The organism is Nocardia sp. NPDC049526 (assembly GCF_044465765.1).
Lineage (GTDB): Bacteria > Actinomycetota > Actinomycetes > Mycobacteriales > Mycobacteriaceae > Nocardia.
Genome location: NZ_JBITMA010000013.1, coordinates 1 through 19,486, shown reverse-complemented (window position 1 = coordinate 19,486; position 19,486 = coordinate 1). Strand labels below are relative to the sequence as shown.

Annotated in this window: 16 protein-coding genes; 11 read left to right on the top strand and 5 right to left on the bottom strand. The window is 65.6% G+C overall.

Annotated features, from left to right (window positions below; all coding sequences use genetic code 11):
* Positions 1–4 precede the first annotated feature (4 nt).
* From ACIBW7_RS33135 to ACIBW7_RS33100, 8 genes are all read left to right on the top strand, one after another.
* Positions 5–916 (top strand): DnaJ C-terminal domain-containing protein, encoded by a 912-nt coding sequence (locus tag ACIBW7_RS33135; RefSeq protein WP_397053267.1) that lies wholly within the window; start codon positions 5–7, stop codon positions 914–916.
* Positions 913–1,242, top strand: coding sequence for a chaperone modulator CbpM (locus ACIBW7_RS33130; RefSeq protein WP_397053265.1), 330 nt, complete (start codon positions 913–915; stop codon positions 1,240–1,242). Before ACIBW7_RS33135 ends, ACIBW7_RS33130 begins: the two co-directional genes overlap by 4 nt.
* Positions 1,224–3,854 (top strand): ATP-dependent chaperone ClpB, encoded by a 2,631-nt coding sequence (gene clpB / locus ACIBW7_RS33125; protein WP_397053263.1) that lies wholly within the window; start codon positions 1,224–1,226, stop codon positions 3,852–3,854. Before ACIBW7_RS33130 ends, clpB begins: the two co-directional genes overlap by 19 nt.
* Before the next feature lie 15 nt (positions 3,855–3,869).
* The gene (locus tag ACIBW7_RS33120) at positions 3,870–4,325 is read left to right on the top strand and encodes a thioredoxin family protein (protein ID WP_397053261.1); all 456 of its coding nucleotides are present in this window, start codon (positions 3,870–3,872) and stop codon (positions 4,323–4,325) included.
* Positions 4,322–4,588: a UBP-type zinc finger domain-containing protein gene (locus tag ACIBW7_RS33115; protein WP_330229339.1), complete on the top strand. Its 267-nt coding sequence runs from the start codon at positions 4,322–4,324 to the stop codon at positions 4,586–4,588. The genes ACIBW7_RS33120 and ACIBW7_RS33115 overlap by 4 nt, the downstream gene beginning before the upstream one ends.
* Entirely contained in the window at positions 4,500–6,260 is a 1,761-nt protein-coding gene (locus tag ACIBW7_RS33110; protein ID WP_397053258.1) for an FAD-dependent oxidoreductase, read from the top strand. Before ACIBW7_RS33115 ends, ACIBW7_RS33110 begins: the two co-directional genes overlap by 89 nt.
* A gap of 289 nt (positions 6,261–6,549) precedes the next feature.
* Positions 6,550–8,223 (top strand): PucR family transcriptional regulator, encoded by a 1,674-nt coding sequence (locus tag ACIBW7_RS33105; protein ID WP_397053256.1) that lies wholly within the window; start codon positions 6,550–6,552, stop codon positions 8,221–8,223.
* A gap of 1,007 nt (positions 8,224–9,230) precedes the next feature.
* Entirely contained in the window at positions 9,231–10,127 is an 897-nt protein-coding gene (locus tag ACIBW7_RS33100) for an alpha/beta hydrolase (RefSeq protein ID WP_397053254.1), read from the top strand.
* Between the two features lie 104 nt (positions 10,128–10,231).
* Here the strand turns inward: ACIBW7_RS33100 and ACIBW7_RS33095 are convergent, their stop codons facing one another.
* Positions 10,232–11,587: an NAD(P)/FAD-dependent oxidoreductase gene (locus tag ACIBW7_RS33095; protein ID WP_397053580.1), complete on the bottom strand. Its 1,356-nt coding sequence runs from the start codon at positions 11,585–11,587 to the stop codon at positions 10,232–10,234.
* Positions 11,588–11,704: 117 nt separating this feature from the next.
* Positions 11,705–12,487, bottom strand: coding sequence for a ParA family protein (locus ACIBW7_RS33090; RefSeq protein WP_397053253.1), 783 nt, complete (start codon positions 12,485–12,487; stop codon positions 11,705–11,707).
* Between the two features lie 376 nt (positions 12,488–12,863).
* Here ACIBW7_RS33090 and ACIBW7_RS33085 point away from each other — a divergent pair, with 376 nt between their 5' ends.
* Entirely contained in the window at positions 12,864–13,199 is a 336-nt protein-coding gene (locus ACIBW7_RS33085; RefSeq protein ID WP_397053251.1) for an Lsr2 family protein, read from the top strand.
* Between the two features lie 33 nt (positions 13,200–13,232).
* Here the strand turns inward: ACIBW7_RS33085 and ACIBW7_RS33080 are convergent, their stop codons facing one another.
* Genes ACIBW7_RS33080 through ACIBW7_RS33070 form a run of 3 tightly spaced genes read right to left on the bottom strand, consistent with a single transcriptional unit; the run spans position 13,233 to position 16,451 of the window.
* Complete coding sequence (locus ACIBW7_RS33080; RefSeq protein WP_397053249.1) at positions 13,233–14,057, bottom strand: MaoC family dehydratase N-terminal domain-containing protein; 825 nt, start codon at positions 14,055–14,057, stop codon at positions 13,233–13,235.
* Entirely contained in the window at positions 14,054–15,217 is a 1,164-nt protein-coding gene (locus tag ACIBW7_RS33075; RefSeq protein ID WP_397053247.1) for a CaiB/BaiF CoA transferase family protein, read from the bottom strand. Before ACIBW7_RS33075 ends, ACIBW7_RS33080 begins: the two co-directional genes overlap by 4 nt.
* 34 nt (positions 15,218–15,251) lie before the next feature.
* Positions 15,252–16,451: an acyl-CoA dehydrogenase family protein gene (locus ACIBW7_RS33070; protein WP_397053578.1), complete on the bottom strand. Its 1,200-nt coding sequence runs from the start codon at positions 16,449–16,451 to the stop codon at positions 15,252–15,254.
* Positions 16,452–16,530: 79 nt separating this feature from the next.
* On the opposite strand from ACIBW7_RS33070, the gene ACIBW7_RS33065 reads away from it, so the two are divergent.
* Together ACIBW7_RS33065 and ACIBW7_RS33060 are read left to right on the top strand one after the other, a co-directional pair.
* Entirely contained in the window at positions 16,531–17,481 is a 951-nt protein-coding gene (locus ACIBW7_RS33065) for a LysR family transcriptional regulator (protein ID WP_397053245.1), read from the top strand.
* 173 nt (positions 17,482–17,654) lie between these two features.
* Positions 17,655–19,133, top strand: coding sequence for an aldehyde dehydrogenase (locus tag ACIBW7_RS33060; RefSeq protein WP_397053243.1), 1,479 nt, complete (start codon positions 17,655–17,657; stop codon positions 19,131–19,133).
* The last annotated feature ends 353 nt before the right edge of the window (positions 19,134–19,486 follow it).

Genomic DNA, 19,486 nt, shown 5'->3' with positions numbered 1-19,486 from the left:
GCCGATGGCACGCGACTTCTACGAAGTCCTCGGGGTGCCCCGTGACGCCGATAAGGACCAGATCCAGCAGGCATATCGCAAGCTCGCCCGCCGCTACCACCCGGACGTGAATTCCGAGCCCGCGGCGGCGGATCGGTTCAAGGAGATCGGTGAGGCGTATCAGGTACTGTCCGACCCGTCGACCAGGCGCCGCTACGACCGATTCGGCGCCGACTTCCGGCAGATACCGGAGGACTACGACGAACGGGTTGCCGCGGCCGGTGGCGGTTTCGGGCGTGGCCGCGGCGGCACCCGGGTCCAGTACGGCGAGGGATTCGGTGCCGGTGGGCCCGTCGATCTCGAGGACCTCTTCAGCGGAATGTTCAGCGGCCGTGGTGGATTCGGCCCGATTCCGGGCGCCGACCAGGAGGCCGAGTTCGAGCTCACCCTCGAGGAGGCCTACCGCGGTGGCAAGCGGACCCTCCACTTGGACGGGCGCAGCTTCACCGTCGACATTCCGGCCGGGGTAATCGACGGACAGCGAATCCGGCTGGCCGGGCAGGGCGGCCGCGGCAGCGGTGACGGGCCCGCCGGGGACCTGTACCTCGTCGTGCGGATCAAGCCACATCGGCGATTCCGGCTGCATGGCCGCGACATCCACCTCGACCTCCCGATCTCCCCGTGGGAGGCGGTGCTCGGAGCCACCGTCGCCGTCCCTACCCCGAACGGTGAGGCGAAGGTCAAGGTGGTGCCGGGGTCGTCTACCGGACGGAAGCTGCGGTTGCGTGGCGAAGGCATGCCCAACCCGCGCGGCGCGAACGGCGACCTGTACGCCGAGGTCAAGGTGATGGTGCCCGCGAAGCCGACCGAGAAGGAACGAAAACTGTTCGAGCAGTTGGCGGCCGAATCGGCCTTCGACCCGAGGAGGGGCACATGAACACCTTTGTCCCGGCCAACCGGTACGTCATGGTGCGCCCAGCGCCGCTTCGGCTGGAAACCTTCGCACGGCGGGCCGGGTTGCACCCCGAGCTCGTGCGCAGGCTGACCGCGCTCGGCCTGCTCGATTGCACCCGCGACAGCACAGGAGAGCTGCGTTTCGAACCATCCGAGGTGGCTGTCGCCGCCCGGATCCAACGGTTGCGGACGGGCCTCGGCCTGAACTATGCGGCGATCGGGTTGGTGCTCGATCTGCTGGACCGAATCGAGAAGCTCGAAGCCGATCCTCGCCGAAGGAGGACCTCCACATGGACACCAACCGACTGACCGAAAAGTCTCGGGAGGCCCTGCACGAAGGGCAGAACATAGCAACTCGGTTGGGGCACACCGAAGTCGACGGTGAGCATCTGCTGCTGGCGTTGATCGATCAGCCGGAGGGCTTGGTGCCCCGGCTGCTCGACCAGGCAGGTGCGGATGTCGATATGCTGCGCGCCGATCTGGAGTTGGAGTTGTCTCGTCGGCCGAAGGTCGCCGGCCCCGGCGCATCGCCTGGTCAGGTGATGATCACCAAGAGATTGGGCGGACTGCTCGAGTCCGCCGAACGAGAAGCCAAGCGCCTCAAGGATTCCTATGTGTCGGTGGAACATCTGATGCTTGCCCTCGCCGAGGAGGGGACAGCTGGTGCCGCGGGGCGGCTGCTCGCTCGCGAGGGTGTCAGCAGGGAATCGTTTCTCACGGCGCTCACGAAGGTCCGCGGCAATCAGCGGGTCACCTCGGCAACCCCGGAGGGCGCGTACGAGGCGCTGGAAAAGTACGGCCGCGACCTCGTCGCCGAAGCTCGCACGGGCAAGCTCGACCCGGTCATCGGTCGAGACGCCGAGATTCGCAGAGTGACCCAGATTCTGAGTCGCAAGACGAAGAACAACCCGGTGCTGATCGGGGATCCGGGTGTCGGCAAGACGGCGATCGTGGAGGGTCTGGCCCAGCGCATCGTTCGCGGGGATGTTCCGGAAGGTTTGCGGGACAAGACGATCTTCGCGCTGGATATGGGTTCGTTGGTCGCCGGTGCGAAATATCGGGGGGAGTTCGAGGAGCGGCTCCAAGCCGTGCTGGGAGAAGTGAAGGCGGCGGAGGGCGCCATCCTGTTGTTCGTCGACGAGTTACACACGGTGGTCGGCGCCGGATCGGTCGGCGGCGAGGGTTCGCTCGACGCGGGCAACATGCTGAAGCCCATGCTCGCACGCGGCGAACTGCACATGATCGGCGCCACCACCCTCGACGAATACCGCAAGCACATCGAGCCGGACGCGGCACTGGAGCGCCGGTTCCAGACGGTACTGGTGGACGAACCGACCGTGGAAGACACCATTTCGATCCTGCGTGGCCTGCGCGACCGCCTCGAGGTGTTCCACGGCGTGAAGATTCAGGACGGGTCTCTGGTCGCTGCCGCAACCCTGTCGCACCGCTACATCACCGACCGCTTCCTGCCCGACAAGGCGATCGACCTCGTCGACGAGGCATGCGCCCGGCTGCGCACCGAAATCGACTCCATGCCAGCCGAACTCGACGAGCTCACCAGGAAGGTGACCCGCCTGGAAATCGAAGAGGCCGCACTGTCGAAGGAAACCGACGCCGCCAGCAAGGCCCGCCTCGAGGAACTGCGCAAGGAGTTGGCCGACGTACGCGCCGAGGCCGACGCCAGGCACGCCCAGTGGGACGCCGAACGGCAGGCGATCCGCCGGGTCCAGGAACTACGCGGCCGACTCGAACAGCTGCGCCACGAAGCCGAAGAGGCCGAGCGCAATTACGACCTCAACCGCGCGGCCGAACTGCGGTACGGCGAAATCACCAAACTCGAGCGAAACCTGCAGGCCGCGGAGGAACAGCTGACCTCCAAGCAGGGCAAGCAACCGCTGCTGCGGGAGGTGGTCACCGAAGACGAGATCGCCCAGATCGTCGCGGCATGGACCGGTATTCCGGTCGCTCGGCTGCAAGAAGGCGAGCGGGAGAAGCTGCTGCGGCTCGACGAAATCCTGCACGAGCGTGTCATCGGCCAAGACGAGGCGGTGCAGGTTGTCGCCGACGCGGTGATCCGGGCCCGGTCCGGGATCCGCGATCCGCGCAGGCCGATCGGTTCCTTCATATTCCTGGGTCCCACCGGCGTCGGCAAGACCGAGCTGGCGAAAACGCTGGCCGCCGCACTGTTCGACAGCGAAGACAACATGGTGCGCCTGGACATGAGCGAATATCAGGAACGGCACACCGTCAGCAGGCTGATCGGCGCACCACCCGGCTACGTCGGCTACGACGAAGGTGGTCAGCTCACCGAAGCCGTGCGCCGCAAGCCGTACTCGGTGGTGTTGTTCGACGAGATCGAAAAGGCGCACGCGGACGTCTTCAACACTCTGCTGCAGGTGCTCGACGACGGCCGAATCACCGATTCGCAAGGCAGGCAGGTGGATTTCCGCAACACGGTGATCATCATGACCTCCAACATCGGCTCCCAGTACCTGCTCGAAGGGGTCACCGGTCATGGCGAGATCAAGCCGGACGCCCGGGACCGGGTGCTTGCCGAACTACGCGCGCACTTCCGTCCGGAGTTCCTCAATCGAGTCGACGACATCGTGCTGTTCACTCCGCTGACGCTGCCGCAGCTCGAACAAATCGTCGAACTCCAGACCGCCGAGCTGCGCGAACGGTTGGCGCAGCGGCAGATCCACCTGGAAATCACGCCGGAAGCGCGCAGGCTGATGGCACGGCACGGTTTCGACCCTGTCTACGGTGCGCGACCGTTGCGCCGCTATATCGCCCACGAAGTGGAAACCAAGATCGGGCGGGCCTTGTTGCGCGGCGACATCGACCAGGGCGGCACCGTCACCGTGACCGTGCACGGCGACGAACTGGCGGTCGCCTACACGCAACAGCCGGCTGCGGCGTGAGAAAGCGGGAGGGCCATGGAAAAGACACAGGTCAAGTGTCCACATTGCGGCAAGACCAACCGGGTGCCTGCCGCGGCGGCCACCGGAACCCCGCGCTGCGGCAACTGTCATGAGCCGCTGCCGTGGATCGTCGCGGCGGACGACGATGATTTCGGCGCGGTGGCCGAGGATGGCGCGGTGCCGGTGCTGGTCGACCTGTGGGCGACTTGGTGCCGTCCCTGTCTGATGGTCAGCCCGGCGCTCGAGCAGCTCGCCACCGAACGCGCAGGCCAGCTGAAACTGGTCAAGGTCGACGTAGACGCCGCACCGCGCACCGCCCAACGGTTCGCCGTACGTGCGGTGCCGACGCTGCTCGTGCTGCAGCACGGGGAGGTCTTGGCCCGGCAGGCGGGCGCCGCGCAGGTGCCCGAACTGCGGCGATGGCTCGACCAAGCACTCGCCGAGGGCCGAAAGAAGGAGACGACGGCATGACTTCTGTGCACACCGACCCGCACGCAGCCGCGATCCGGCCGGTAACCCCCCGAACTCCCCAAGGTTGTGAAGAGTGCCTCCGGCTCGGGACGCCGTGGGTCCACCTGCGGCTCTGCCTGACCTGCGGGCACGTCGGCTGCTGCGACTCCTCGCCGATGCGGCACGCGCGTTCGCATGCGGGCGGGGCAGGCCATCCCATCGTCCAATCGATGGAACCGGGCGAAAATTGGCGCTGGTGCTACGTCCACCAGAACTTTGTCTGAGAACCCCGCGTCGGGCGTGACGCCGAACGAAACATCCGACATCGTAGGGGCATTCCCACGATTGTCGGACGAGCAGGTGGCGACGCTCGCCGTCGGCGGAACCCGCAGGCGGGTGCGCGCTGGCGAGACGCTGGTGCGGGCCGGCGAGCCGAGCGATACCTTCTTCGTGATCCTGTCGGGCAAGGTCGGGATCGTCGGCGACGAGCAGACGCACCAGATCGTGCGCGTGCACGGCCCCGGCCGATTCCTCGGCGAGCTGGGTCTGCTGGAGGGCCAGGTCGCGTTCTACACCGCGGAAATGGTCCAGGATGGCGAGATACTTGCCGTCCCGACGCAGCGGGTCCGAGCGCTGGTCGAACACGATCCGGTGCTCAGCGATCTGATCCTGCGCGCGTATCTGATCCGCCGCAGTTTGCTGATCGGACTCGGTTCCGGCTTCCGGATCATCGGCTCCTCTTACTCACCCGACACCCGGCGGTTGCGCGAATTCGCGGTGCGAAACCGATTGCCGCACCGATGGATCGACCTCGAGCGCGATAGCCGCGCCGAACAGTTGTTGCGCAGTCTGGGGGTCCGACCGGAGGACACCCCGGTGGTGATATGGCGGGGCGAGCGGGTCCTGCGCAACCCGACCAATGCCGAACTGGCGCGGGCAATCGGACTTGCCGTTCCGGACACCGGCCACGACACCTGCGATCTCCTCATCGTCGGCGCGGGTCCAGCGGGGCTGGCCGCTGCGGTGTATGGCGCCTCTGATGGGCTCGACACGGCGGTGCTGGAGGTGATCGCGTCCGGCGGGCAGGCGGGTACTTCCTCCCGGATCGAGAACTATCTGGGCTTCCCCGCCGGGATATCTGGCGCCGAGCTGGCCGAGCGGGCGGTACTGCAGGCCGAAAAGTTCGGCGCCCGGATTCTGGTGTCGGCCGAGGTGACCGGTCTCGAATCCGAAGGCGGCTATCATCGGCTCCGTCTTTCCGACGGCGGCATGCTGGTCGGCCGCGCCGTCGTTCTCGCCACCGGCGCCCGATACCGCAAGCTGGCGGTGCCTGGCATCGAGTTCTTCGAGGGCACCGGTGTGCACTACGCCGCGACGCACCAGGAGGCGGCCGCGTGCGGCCTCGGTCCGGTGGCGATCGTCGGAGGCGGCAACTCCGCCGGACAGGCAACGGTGTTCCTCGCCGAGCATGTCGAGCGTGTCTACCTGCTTATTCGGGGCGGCGACCTCGGCAAGAGCATGTCCCGATATCTGGTGGACCAGATCGAGCGGCATCCGCGCGTGACGATACTTCGGCATAGTGAGGTCCGCAGGGTGCACGGCACGAGTGATCTCGAAGAGATCGTGGCCGAGGACAATCGCACCGGAGAGCAGGCGACACTCGCGGTGAGTGCCCTTTTCGTGTTCATCGGCGCCACACCGTGTAGCGCCTGGTTGGCAGGCGCCCTCGGGCTGGACGATCACGGATTCGTCCGCACCGGCCCGGATGCGGTGTACCGGACCCGCGACGAGGACGCCCGCCATCCCGAATGGCGACCGGTGCCGCTGGAAACAACCGTGCCCGGCGTCTTCGCGGCGGGCGACGTCCGCAGCGGCTCGGTTAAGCGGGTTGCCTCCGCGGTGGGTGAGGGCGGGACAGCGGTGCGGCAGGTTCACGAATACTTCGAAAGGCGCTGATCGGTATGCGGTGCCGGGCGACAGCAGATGTCGACGGTTCTGCACCGACGAGTGAGCACCCAGCACACTCGATTGCCGGATCGGCACACGCGCGACACGCCGATCGGTGTAGCATCAGGGATCGACGCCCGCAGCATCGCATCGGCACGTGGGACACCAACGATCTAAGCAGGTCACGGGCTCGCAGTAGACCGACGCGATCGGTCAGAATTCGGGATTGGGCACCGAAGCCGCCGCGGTTTCGAGGTCGGCGCGGCCTCGACCGCCTAACCTCACGGACTCGATCCGCATGAACCAGCAACTGTTGAGTTCACACGTCAATGACTCGCTCGCCCGCGCCCAATTGTCGTCGATGCACGCCCTGTGCACCCTGTCGATGGTGCTCTTCGCCGAGCATCAGGACCTGGACATCCTGCGGATCGCCGCGGAGGCGGTGCCCTCGCTCGGGTGCTGCCGCACGCTGGCGAGTTATCACACCGTCGACGGCGAATTTCTGCCCTACCCACCGCTACCTGCGCGGCCCGACCTCGACACCCAGATCCGCGCGCAGGACGGTGCAGGCAAAGTCGACCTGTCCGACGGCCAGTGGGGCTGGGCGTTCACCCTGTCGAGCGTGACCGGAGCACGCGGCTCGCTGATTGTCGCTGCCGACCACGAACCACGGGCGGACGAGATCTTCCTGCTCACCGTGCTGGCTCAGTTGACCGGTGCGGCGCTGGCGAATGCCGCACTGCGTGAACGGTCGGTCGCCCACGCCATCCAATTGACCGAGACCAACCAGCACCTATCCGCCAGTGTGGTCCGACTGGAGAGCCAGATGCGGGTACACGAAGTGCTCGCCGGCGCTGCGGCGTACGGCGGCGGGGAGCACGGGATCGCGGACGCCCTCGCTCAGGTGTCCGGGCTACCCGTAGCGATCGAAGACCCCTTCGGCAACCTGAGGGCCTGGTCCGGGCCGGGTCTGCCGGACCGTTACCCGAAACCCTCACCGCAGCAACGTGAGCAATTGCTGTACCGCCTCGCCACGGCCAACGCGCCTCTGCGCATACACGACCGGGTAATCACCCTGGTGAAACCGCGCGCCGAAATCCTCGGCACACTCGCGCTGGTCGACCCTGACCATCGGGTGACCGACGAGAACCTCTTCGCCCTCAGCTACGGCAGTACCGTTCTCGCGCTCGAACTCTCGCATCAACGCAATGTCGCCGAGATCGAGCTGCGACTGCGCCGCGACCTGGTCGACGATCTGCTGTCCGGTACCGACAACGACAGCGCCTTCGCAAGGGCCGAGGCATTGGGACACGACCTGCACGGTCAGCAATACCTCGTCCTGGTGCACAGCACTGACAGCGCGGTCGCCGAGGCGGTAGGCCGCGCCGCGACCGCTCTGGACCTGCACTACATTCCGGGACGTCACGCCGGGGTGATGGTGCTGATCACCGACCGCCGACCCGATCCGGTCGCCCTGCACCACGCGATCCGCCAACACCTCGACACGACACCGGTGGCCATCGGTATCAGCGGCCGCTGCGACCAGCCGAGCCATTTCGCCGGTGCCTTCGCCGACGCGCACCGCGCCATCAATATCCGGCTGCGATCCCGAATACCCGACGGCGCGACCGCATTCGACGAACTCGGCTTCTACCGCCTGGTCGACGCCGCCCATACCGACGGCCAAGTCGAAGAATTCATGCGTGAATGGCTCGGCGCGCTCCTCGACTATGACCGAACCCGCAACACCGACCTCGTCCACACCTTGAGCCAATACCTCGAATGTGGCGGCAGCTACGACGATTCCGCCGCCGCACTGCACATCCACCGCAGCACCCTGCGCTATCGCCTCGGGCGCATCAGGGAACTCACCGGCTTCGACCTGCGCGACGTCAACACCCGCTTCAACCTGCATGCCGCGACCCGCGTCTGGCAATTCCTGTCCGCCGTACACCTCCCAGGCGAGACCTGATATCAGCGCGGCAGACTCGGAGTCGGATCCGATGTCGCCCGGTCGGCTCCCGGCCGGGCGGTCATGCCGAGGCGATGATCGAGGCCGATTGGCGGCGCGGAGGTCGGCCAATTCGAGCGTGAGTTCGTTGTCGGCAGTGCCGTGGTCGCTCAGGATCTCGTCGAGGACCATTCCGTTCACCGCCTGCTCGCGTGTCAATGCGATATTCGCCAGCCAGCTGAGTTCCCAGCTGCCGCCGGCGAAGTCGGGCACGTAGCGCGATTTCCGGAGTGATGTCGCTGGTGATGAATAGGTCGATCGTGTCGAGTGCCATGATCGCTCTCATTCACTCTGTTCGGGATGACCCGGACAGCGGTTCGCGGGATGGCGGTGGCCGTGCTCGCTCACGGCCCGAACGCGCTGGTGTCGGGTACCTCCTCACCCTCTCCAGTGTCGACAAGTTCCAGTCCTACGCACCGGAAGCGTTCCTGCATCGCGTGTCTCCGACACCGCTGCTGATGGTGATCGCGGATCAGGACCGCCAGAGACCCGGCGCCCGATCTCGCCAACCAGATGACCGAAGTCACGCTGTGTACAGGTGTTCCGTGCCCGGCAGTCACTGTGGTGGCTACCTCTCGAGTGCATTGATGACCAGGTCCCAGGCACATGCTTGTTCGAAGGTCAGCGGTCCGTCGATGATCGGCAGGCCGGCCTGGTGGGAAAGCAGCCAGCCGCACCGGAATTCGCTCCTCGGCGTTGGCGCCGAACTCCGGCCAATACTTGGCCACCGGGCCGTCCAGATCTGTCCTGGCCACCAACCCATCGGCAGTACACGCCCTTCCCCGACTGAACGCAGTCGGCGGCAACATCCTCAGCTGGTTCTTCACTCCTATCGCACAAGAAATCATCGTCGGTTAGCGGTTACCAGCGGATACCTGGAGGATGTGCGGCACTCGTCGCGGAACGAGGCGGGAATGTCCGACGGTTGGCGGATGACCTTCGATCGGCCGATCGCGAGGATAACTGTCATGGATCCCGAACTCGAACCATTCCTCTCGCTGTTCCCGCCGTCCGACCTGTCCGACCCGCCCACCGCGCGTAAACAGCTCGCCGAGCTGGCCGCCGCGATACCGGTTACCGATACCGCGAACTTGGACATCGAAACCCGAACGGTCCCAGCCGATCCCGATGTGCCGGTACGGATCTATCGCCCACACCAGGCCCAGGGCGCCATCGTGTGGCTGCACGGCGGCGGATTCGTGATGGGTGATCTCGATACCGAACATCCGTGGGCCACCATGCTCGCCAACGGCTCCGGCGCGACCGTGATCTCTGTGGCCTACCGACTGGCCCCCGAAAATCCGTTCCCCGCCGCACACGATGACATCTACACGGTGCTGAACTGGACCGCCGAGCACGCATCCGAACTCGGCATCGACCCGACGTGCATCGCGATCGGCGGCCACAGCGCGGGCGCGGGTCTCGCGGCCGCGGTGGCGTTGCGGGCGCGCGACGAGCAGGGGCCGCCGATCCGTTTCCAACTGCTCCACCAGGCCGGGCTCGACGACCGGCAGGAGACGTGGTCGCAGCGGAATTTCACCGATACGCCGTTCGTGACTCGCGACAAGGTCGCGCAAATGTGGGGGCACTACCTGGGCTCCACGCCCGCCACGCCGTACGCGGCCCCGGCGCGGGCGACCGATCTGTCGGGCCTGCCACCCGCTTACATCGCCGCCGCGGAGTTCTGCCCGAATCGCGACGAAGACATCGACTACGCATTGCGCCTGATGGCGGCCGGGGTGTCGGTCGAGTTGCACCAGTGGCCCGGCACGTTCCATGGCTCCCAGGCGATCCTGTCCGCGGAGGTGTCACAGCGGCAGAACGCCGAACTGGCCGGAGCTCTGCGCCGTGCCTTGGCCGAGTGATCCGAAATCCTCGGCCAGGTGCGGGTAGCGCTGGTCCTGAGGCAGGGACCAGCGTTGCCCAGTCCGGCACGGAATGAATCGCATGCAAGGCTGTCACGATTGGGCTACGCGATACGGCGTCCTCGGCGACGATGCAATCCCATCGTCGCCGCGGCGACACGTGGATCGAAGATGTGCAGTGGGGATTTCGTCATATTCAGCACATCGAGGAATTTCGCCGCGGTAGCCGGGTCGTCCGCCGCTGCTCGGAACATCCTGTTCAAGCCTGAATGCGCAAGTGATTTCACCCCTGGCGAGCCGAGTTCGACGGGGGGCATCGTCATATCGCTGACCTTTGTCAGCCACCATGGGGTGCGCAGCATGCGGCCGACGCGGCGATAGTAGCGGCGTGGCAGATCATCGGTCCCCTGCTGGAGTACCTCATCCAGTAGATCCGCCGCTATGGCCGCGACCGTCATTCCGCTGCCGTAGATCGGATTGAAACTGCACACCGCATCGCCGATCGAAAGTATTCCGCCCGGAACACGATCCAGCAGTTCGTGCCGGCGCCATACCGCCGTGCGGAACCGGTAGGTCGCTACCTCGTCGACAGGTATCGCGCGGCGAATTACGGTAGCAACATCCTCGGGTGCGCACTCGGCGGCGTAGTCCAGCAGTGCGTCCGGACTCGCCGGTGGGTGATTTTCCTTCCCGACGCCGAACGCCGAGAGCACCCACAAATCCCCCTCCTGTGCCGCGAACCCGAACCCGCGAGGTCGGCTCGGCATCGGTCCCACCAGGACGATCCGATCGCCGCCGACGGCGTCCAGCGGCAGGCGGAAATGGCAAGTGGCATAGCCGATATCGACGGGCACCTGATCTTCGCGTGGCCGTGGGTACCCCAGCGACTCGAGCCAGGTACCGGCTCGTGAACCACGGCCCATCGCGTCGACCACCAGATCGGCATGGACAGGCTCCGGTTCGCCGTCGGTCTCCCGGCGCATCACCCGCACTCCGCCGACGCCGGTATCGGAGGCGACCAGCTCGGCTACGACAGCGTCGTCCCATATCGTCACATTCGGCAGCGCCGATACCCGGGCACGCACATGCGATTCCAGAAATGGCCGGCTGGCGGCAACGGATGTTCTGCCCAATTCAGCGCGATACAAGACGTTTCCGAAGAAGATCGCCCGGAAATCGTCGAATGCGCTGACGGCCTTCGCGCCATCGGTGATCAGCTCGTCGATCAGGCCGGGAAACCGGGACTCGGCGATATCGGCGGCGCGCATCAGCAAGCCGTGGGAATGTTGCGATTGCGGAGTGCCGCGGCGTTTGGTTTCCGCGGCCGACAACCGATCTCGCTCGACGACGGTCACCGCCGCATAGTGGTCAGCCAGAATACGGGCCGCGAACAGACCCGCGATCCCGCCACCGAGTACGACCGCATGGTCCCCGGCGCGGCGGTTACCCCTTCGAGTCAGCGGATCCTCCTCGTCGGTGTGACGGCGCCGACGATATCCGGAAGATCGGTCGATCGCGGGCAGGGCACGGCGACCCTACCCCGATGCGGCGTGGTCGTGCATGTCCTAGACGTGGCGTCAGCGGCCGGATCGGTGGATGACCTCGCGGGCCAACGCCCGATATTGCTCCGCGCCGGCGGATCGAGGCGCCCAGGTAGTGATGGGTTCACCGGCAACGCTGGCGTCGGGGAAGCGGACCGTCCGCGAGATCACCGTGTCGTAGACCTGGTCGCCGAAGACCTCGGCAACCCGCGCCAGTACTTGACGCGAATGCAGCAGGCGCTGGTCGAACATCGTGACCACGATGCCGAACAGGCTCAGGCCCGGATTCAGCCGGTCCCGGACCTTGTCCATGGTGTCGGTGAGCAGCGCGACCCCGCGCAGCGAGAAGAACTCGCACTCCATCGGGACGATCACGCCGTCCGCGCAGGCCAGCGCATTCACAGTGAGCAGGCTCAAGGATGGCTGACAGTCGATGAGTATGTAGTCGTAGCGATCCCGAATCGGGTCGAGTACCCGCCGCAACGAATGTTCCCGGCCGACCTCGTTGACCAACCGTATCTCCGCCGCAGACAGATCGATATTGCTCGGCAGGAGATCGACATTGTCGACGTGAGTCCTGATCAGCACCTCGTCGATCAGCCTTCCCGATCCCCCGAGCAGGTCGTATACCGTGGACGGCAGATCATTCAGCACGGCACCCAACCCGGCGGACAACGCGCCCTGCGGATCGAGGTCGACCAGCAGCACCCGCCGCCCGCATTCGGCTAGCGCAGCGCCCAGATTGATGGTCGAGGTGGTCTTCCCGACGCCGCCTTTCTGATTGCACAGGGCAATGACCTGCGCGTCAGTACGAGGCACCGACTGCTCGGATGCATTGACTGCACTCACGATTCGCAAACGCTTCGGCTCGTGTCCGACCCTGAGCCACTCCGATTGCCAGGCAGATCAACTCGCAGGTAGTTTGCCAACATGTCGCCAGGGTAGCCGTTCACCCACGGTACTGAACAACAAACCCCGCATGAGTCCTTGCTCATCAACAATCAGAGCGTCGATCGCTGACAATTCACTGAACCGACCGCTTGGTCGAAACCGCATCGCCGGGAATGAATCCCAGGAACTGCACAGGTCCGGGTTCGATTCGGGGCAGCTTCGATCGTTGTGCGGCCGCTCGTTATGATCACGATCCTCTGCTTACGATCCTCTGCCCGCTGTCCACCCACGAAAAGGAATGCCCATGGCACGCAAGGTCGTTGTGACGCTCGTCGATGACTTCGACGGCAAATCCGCTGCCGAGGAAACAGTGGCCTTCGCCCTCGACGGCGTCGAATACGAGATCGACCTATCCACCGGAAACGCCGGCCAACTGCGTGGCATCTTCGAGCCCTGGACCTCGAGCGCTCGCAGAATCGGCCGCGCACCCCGGGGCAAGAGCCACACCTCGCGCACGGCGAACGACCGCGCCCGCACCGTTGCCATCCGCGACTGGGCCCGCGCCAAAGGCATCGCGGTGTCGGCCCGCGGACGGATTTCAGCAGAAGTAGCCCAAGCGTACGAGAAGGCCAACGCCTGAGCGCTGTGCAGCCCGGCGCTGATTAACACGTCGTCAATCGGCGGGATGCAGTGTCCCGGTAGCGGTTTGCCGTCCGAAACCGTCCCGCGCGACGGTCACCAACGCACCGTCGCGCGGGGTCGCCGAGACGACCAGCCCTTGGTGGTCGAATAGCGGCGACCGCAGCCGATAGTCGAAGACCTGGTCACCGGTACAGCCGCGGGCCCGGGCGGCCTCGACCATGGCCAGCGCCTGCAACGGTCCGTGCACGAGCAGACCGGGATAGCCCTCGACATCGCGGGCGTAGTCGCGGTCGTAGTGGATGCGATGGCCGTTGTAGGTGAGCGCGGAGTATCGGAACAGCAGGGTCGGGGATGTGTCGATGACCCATTCGTCTTCGGTGGGAGGCACTTTCGCGGCCTGGCCCGGCTCCGGTTCGCTGGATCCTCCGCTCGCCTCGACGGCGTCGCGGTAGACGATATCCTGCCGTTCGTCCACGACGATCCGATCGCCCTGCAGAATCTGGTGGCCGACAACGACGAAGGTCAACGCGCCGCTGCGCCCCTGTTTCTCTTGTGTGGACAGCACGGTCGTTCGTTTCGTCGCCGATTCGCCGCACACCAGCGCACCGCGGGTGCGTACCTGCCCGCCGGCCCACATCCGGCGTCGTCCAGGCCCCGGCGGCGCCGGAACGGTATTGCGAATCGGATGACCATCGGGTCCCAGATCCGCCTGTGCGGGGCGTTCCAGCAAGTAGATCCAGTGCCACAGCAGCGGAAGTCCCTTGTCCAGATCGGGCAGTGGCACGCCGAGCAGCCCGCTCAGCGCCTCCGCCGGACCGGGCACCAGCAATTCGGTGCGTTCGACCACATCGGTCATGCCGGCGGCTCCTTCGAAACATGTTCTGCCGATACGAATTCCGCGCGCAGGGCTGCGGTGTGCTCACCCATCCGAGGTACGGCACCCATCGCCGGTTCCCAGCCGCCGACCACTGGCGGCAGCATGGCCTGCATTACCCCACCGGGTGTATCCACCGGCCGCCAACGGTCGCGGGCCGCGAGCTGCGGGTGCTCGGTGAACTCGGCCGGTGTACGCAACCGCGCATTCGCGATACCAGCCTGTTCCAGTAGCTCGATGACCTCATCGGTGCCGAATGCGGCAAATGCCTGCTCCAACAGCACGGTCAACTCGCCGTCATGTTCCACCCGATCGGTATTGGTCGCGAACCGCGGATCCTCGATCATGTCGTTGCGTCCCAGCACCGCGTCACACAGCGCAGTCCACTCGCGCTCGTTCTGGATACCGAGGAATACGGTGCCGTCGGCGGTGCGGAACGGACCGTACGGCGAGATCGATGGATGTTTCGCCGCGGTGCGGCGCGGTGGTTCGTCGCCGTAGCGGGAGAAATAGGCGGGCTGGCTCATCCACTCCCCGAGCGCATCGATCATCGCGACGTGCAGACTCGCCCCGACACCGGTGCGCGCCCGGTCGTAGAGCGCGGTGAGGATGCCGCTGTAGGCATACATACCGGTGGCGATATCGGCGATCGAGAAGCCCGCCTTGGCGGGCACTTCCGGTGTGCCCGTTGACATCACCAGCCCGGTCTCGCACTGCAATAGCAGGTCGTAGGCCTTTTTCGACCGGTACGGACCGTCGGGTCCATACCCGGAGATCGAGCAGTGGATCAGTTCGGGCCCGGCCGCGCGCAGCGTTTCGGCGTCGAGTCCGAGCCGTTCGGCGGCGCCGGGCACCAGGTTCTGCACGAATACATCGGCCCGGGCGATCATCGCATCGAGCAGCCTGCGGTCGGCTCGATCCTTGACGTCGAGTTCGACGCTCTCCTTGCCTCGATTGAGCCACACGAAATAGCTCGACTCCCCGTGGACGGTTTGGTCGTAGCGTCGGGCGAAATCGCCGCCACCAGGGCGTTCGATCTTGATCACGCGGGCACCGAGATCGGCGAGCTGACGGGTGGCGAACGGTGCGGCAACGGCCTGTTCGACTGCGACGACGGTGATGTCTTCGAGAGGGCGGCGCATGCGGTGCCTTCCGGGAAAGTCGGTGCCGGACAACTCAGTTGATCCGATTCCGGCTGATCAGCTGGCGGGCGATCACACCGCGCTGAATCTCGTTGGTCCCCTCACCGACGATCATCAGCGGCGCGTCGCGGAAGTAGCGTTCCACATCGAATTCGGTGGAATACCCGTAGCCACCGTGCACGCGCACGGCATTGAGCGCGATCTCCATGGCGGTCTCGGAGGCGAACAGTTTCGCCATACCGGCCTCCATATCGGCGCGCTCGCCCGAGTCGTAGCGACGCGCCGCGTACTGCACCAACTGGCGTGCGGCGGTCAGTTTCGTCGCCATATCGGCGAGATAGTTGCCGACGGACTGGTGCTGCCAGATGGGTTTGCCGAAGCTCTCCCGTTGCTGGGCGTAGCGAATCGAATCCTCCAGCGCGGCCCGACCAACGCCGAGCGCGCGCGATGCCACCTGAATCCGCCCGACCTCCAGACCGCGCATCATCTGCGCGAATCCAGCGCCCTCGACCGCGCCGAGCAGCGCCGACGCGGGCACCCGCATATCGTCGAAGGTCAGCTCACAGCTCTCGACACCCTTGTAGCCGAGTTTGGGTAGATCCCGCGACACCGTGAAACCGGGCCCCTTCTCCACCAGCAGAATGCTGATCCCCCGATGCGCGGGTTCCGCGGCCGGATCGGTCTTGCACAGCAGGGCGACCAGATCCGACCGGCGGGCATTGCTGATCCAGGTCTTGGACCCGTTGACGATGTATTCCTCGCCGACCCGGTGGGCCGTCGTGCGCATCGCCTGCAGATCCGATCCGCCGCCCGGTTCGGTGAGCGCCATGGTCGCGCGCAGCTCGCCGGTCGCCATCCGAGGCAGGTAACGATCCTTCTGCTGCTGAGTTCCGTAGTCCAGCAACAGTTTTGCGACTACCGTGTGACCACCCATCGCCCCAGCCAGGCTCATCCAGCCGCGCGAGAGCTCCTCGGTGACGGCGGCGTAGCACGGTGTGGACACCTTGGCCTCGCCCCACGGTTCCGGGATGGCCAGCCCATAGATCCCGAGCTGTTTCATCTGGTCGATCAGCTTCTCCGGGTAGGTGTTCGTGTGGTCGAGCTCCTGCGCGACCGGTTTGACCTCCCGGTCCACGAAGTCACGCACCACCGCGACGATCGCGCTTTCTTCCTCGTTGAGCTCGTCCACGACGACTTCCTCTCGACCCTCGGCGATACGCCCCCGCACTACCATCATGAGAGTTAATACATACCTGGGTAAAATGCCGAGTTCTGATACCACTATGCCGGTTCGCGATGTACAGGAGGAGCGGATGGACTTCAAGCAGTTGAAGGCCATGGTCACGGTGGCCGAGGTCGGCAGCGTCACCAAGGCCGCGGAGTTGCTGCACCTGGTCCAACCGGCCGTCACCCGGCAGATACGGATGCTCGAACAGGAACTCGGCGTCGCGCTGTTCGAGCGCACCCGGCAGGGTATGCGCCCGACCGAGGCCGGGACGGTCATGGTCGAGCGGGCGAGGCGGGCCCTGCACGAACTGGATCGTGCCCGCGCCGAACTCCGCCCGGCACCTGGTGTCGTCACCGGGGTGGTCACCGTCGGCCTGCTGGAGAGCGCCGCCGACCTCTTGGCCGAACCACTGGTATCGGCGCTCGCCCACCATCATCCCGGCATCGAATTGCGCGTGCTCACCGGCTATTCCGGACATTTGCAGCGCTGGCTCGACGACGGCGACCTGGATCTGAGCCTGCTGTACAACCTGACCAGCACACCGTCGCTCAATGTCGAACCGCTTGCGCGGGAACGGCTCTGGGTGGTCGCGCCACCGAGCGACAACTTGCACGCCGACCGTCCTGTCACCTTGGCCGAGGTCGCGACCCATCCGATGGTGATGCCCGCGCCGGGGCATGCGCTGCGCGCCCTCATCGACGGCGCCTCCGCCCGGACGCAGGTGAATTTCGACGTGACCGTCCAGACCAATTCACTGCGGCTACAGAAACTGCTGGTGCTCGGCGGGCACGGCTGGACGATCCTGCCCGGTGTCGGCATTGCCGACGATGTCGCCAGCGGAACGCTCAGCGCCGCACCGGTATGCGAGCCGGAGGTCTGGCGACTGATCGTTCTCGGCATACCGCGCACCGGCCGCGTACCCGCGGCCGCCGAAGTCGTTGCGGCCGAACTCATCCGGCAGGTTCGCACCGCGGTCGCCGAGGGGCGCTGGCCCTCGGCCCGACTCGTCGACCGCAGCGAAACCACCGCGGATTGACCAGTCCGCCGAGCCGATTGCCATCGAACGGTTCGGCTCGATTCGACGCCCATCGCGTCACGCACCGGCGTCCTATGCCATCCGGAAATATGGGCATCAATTCTTTCTATTTTTCAACTGTCTGAATCATCACTCATGATCGGTCGCAGAGTCTTCTGATACCGAGGTTCGCCATGCAGCAGTACCCGATGTTCATCGACGGGCAGGACCATCAGCCGATCGGCGGCGAGTGGTTCCCCACCGACAACCCGTATCTCGGCGAACCATGGGCCCGAATCGCCAGAGGCGGCGCCGAGGATGTCGACGTCGCGGTGCAGGCCGCCCACCGGGCCTCGACCTCCGGTCCCTGGCCGGAACTCACCGCGAGCGCTCGCGGCGCACTGCTGCGCCGCCTCGGCGATGCCCTCGCCGAACATGCGCACCGGCTGGCCGAGCTAGAGGTCCGCGACAACGGCAAGTTGTTCGCCGAGATGTATGGCCAGCTCAGCTATCTGCCGCAGTGGTTCTACTACTACGGCGGACTGGCCGACAAGATCGAGGGGACGGTGCTGCCGCTGGACAAGAAGGGCTACTTCGCCTACACGCGCCAAGAGCCCGTCGGTGTCGTCGGCATCATCACGCCGTGGAATTCACCGCTGATGCTGCTGACCTGGAAGCTGGCCCCGGCCCTTGCCGCAGGCTGCACAGTGGTGATCAAACCGTCAGAATTCACCTCCGCCTCCACGATCGAGCTGGTCAGGCTGTTCCATGCGGCCGGATTGCCGCCGGGCGTAATCAATGTGGTGACCGGCTTCGGCGCCGACGTCGGCACTGCCCTCGTCGAGCATCCACTGGTCCGCAAGATCACCTTCACCGGATCCGATTTCACCGGACGCGGAATCAACGAGGCCGCGGCCCGCGACCTCAAGCATGTGAGTCTCGAACTGGGCGGTAAATCCCCGAATATCGTATTCGCCGACGCCGATCTCGACGCCGCCGTCAACGGAGTCGTTTCCGGCATCTTCGCCGCCACCGGCCAGACCTGTATCGCCGGATCGCGACTGCTGGTCCAAGACAGCATTCACGACGAATTCGTCGCCCGCGTAGTGGAACTCGCGCGCACAGCCCGCATGGGCGACCCCATGTCCGAGCACACCCAGGTCGGCCCGATCACCACACCGGCGCAGTACACGAAGGTGCTGGACTATCTTCGGATCGCCGAAAAGGATGGCGCCACACTGGCTTTGGGCGGAGCGCCCGCGACGCGCCCGGAATGCGGTAACGGCTGGTTCATCGAACCGACCATCTTCACCGGCGTAGACAATCGGATGCGCATCGCCCAAGAGGAAGTCTTCGGACCGGTGCTCGCCGTCATTCCGTTTCGCGCCGAGGACGACGCCGTCGCCCTCGCCAACGATGTCCGCTTCGGCCTCGGTGCGGGCGTCTGGACCAGTGACATCGGCCGTGCACTACGCATGGCCGAACGCATTCGCTCCGGCACCGTATGGGTGAACACCTATCGCGCCGTCAGTTTCATGGCACCGTTCGGTGGATTCAAGGATTCCGGCATCGGCAGGGAAAACGGAATAGACGCCATCCGGGAATACCTCGAAACCAAGACAGTCTGGATCAATTCCGGTGCGCCCGTGGGGAATCCATTCGTAATCCGCTGACCCGCCGAGGTGTGTCGCCGCACGGATCCGACATGGCGTCGCACTAGAGCTGAGCTGCGAGCATCTGGGCGACGTGCCGATCAACCTCAGACTTGCACGCGCGGGATCCGGGAAGTATCACGGCGTCACCCATCGGTAAATTCGGGAGGTACGTCCACCGTGAACGAACGCGACCACTCAGATGGGAACGTGCGTCCCCAAGGACCCGTCGTTCGGCAGCGGCAAGGTGGGCCTAACGCTCCACAACCCGAACCCCCTTGAGCGGTCCCCGATGACGAGACCACCCGGAATTGAGTCCAGGTGATTTCGTTCCGTGTTCAGTTGGTCCCGCAGGCCACCGGGTGGTGGGTGCA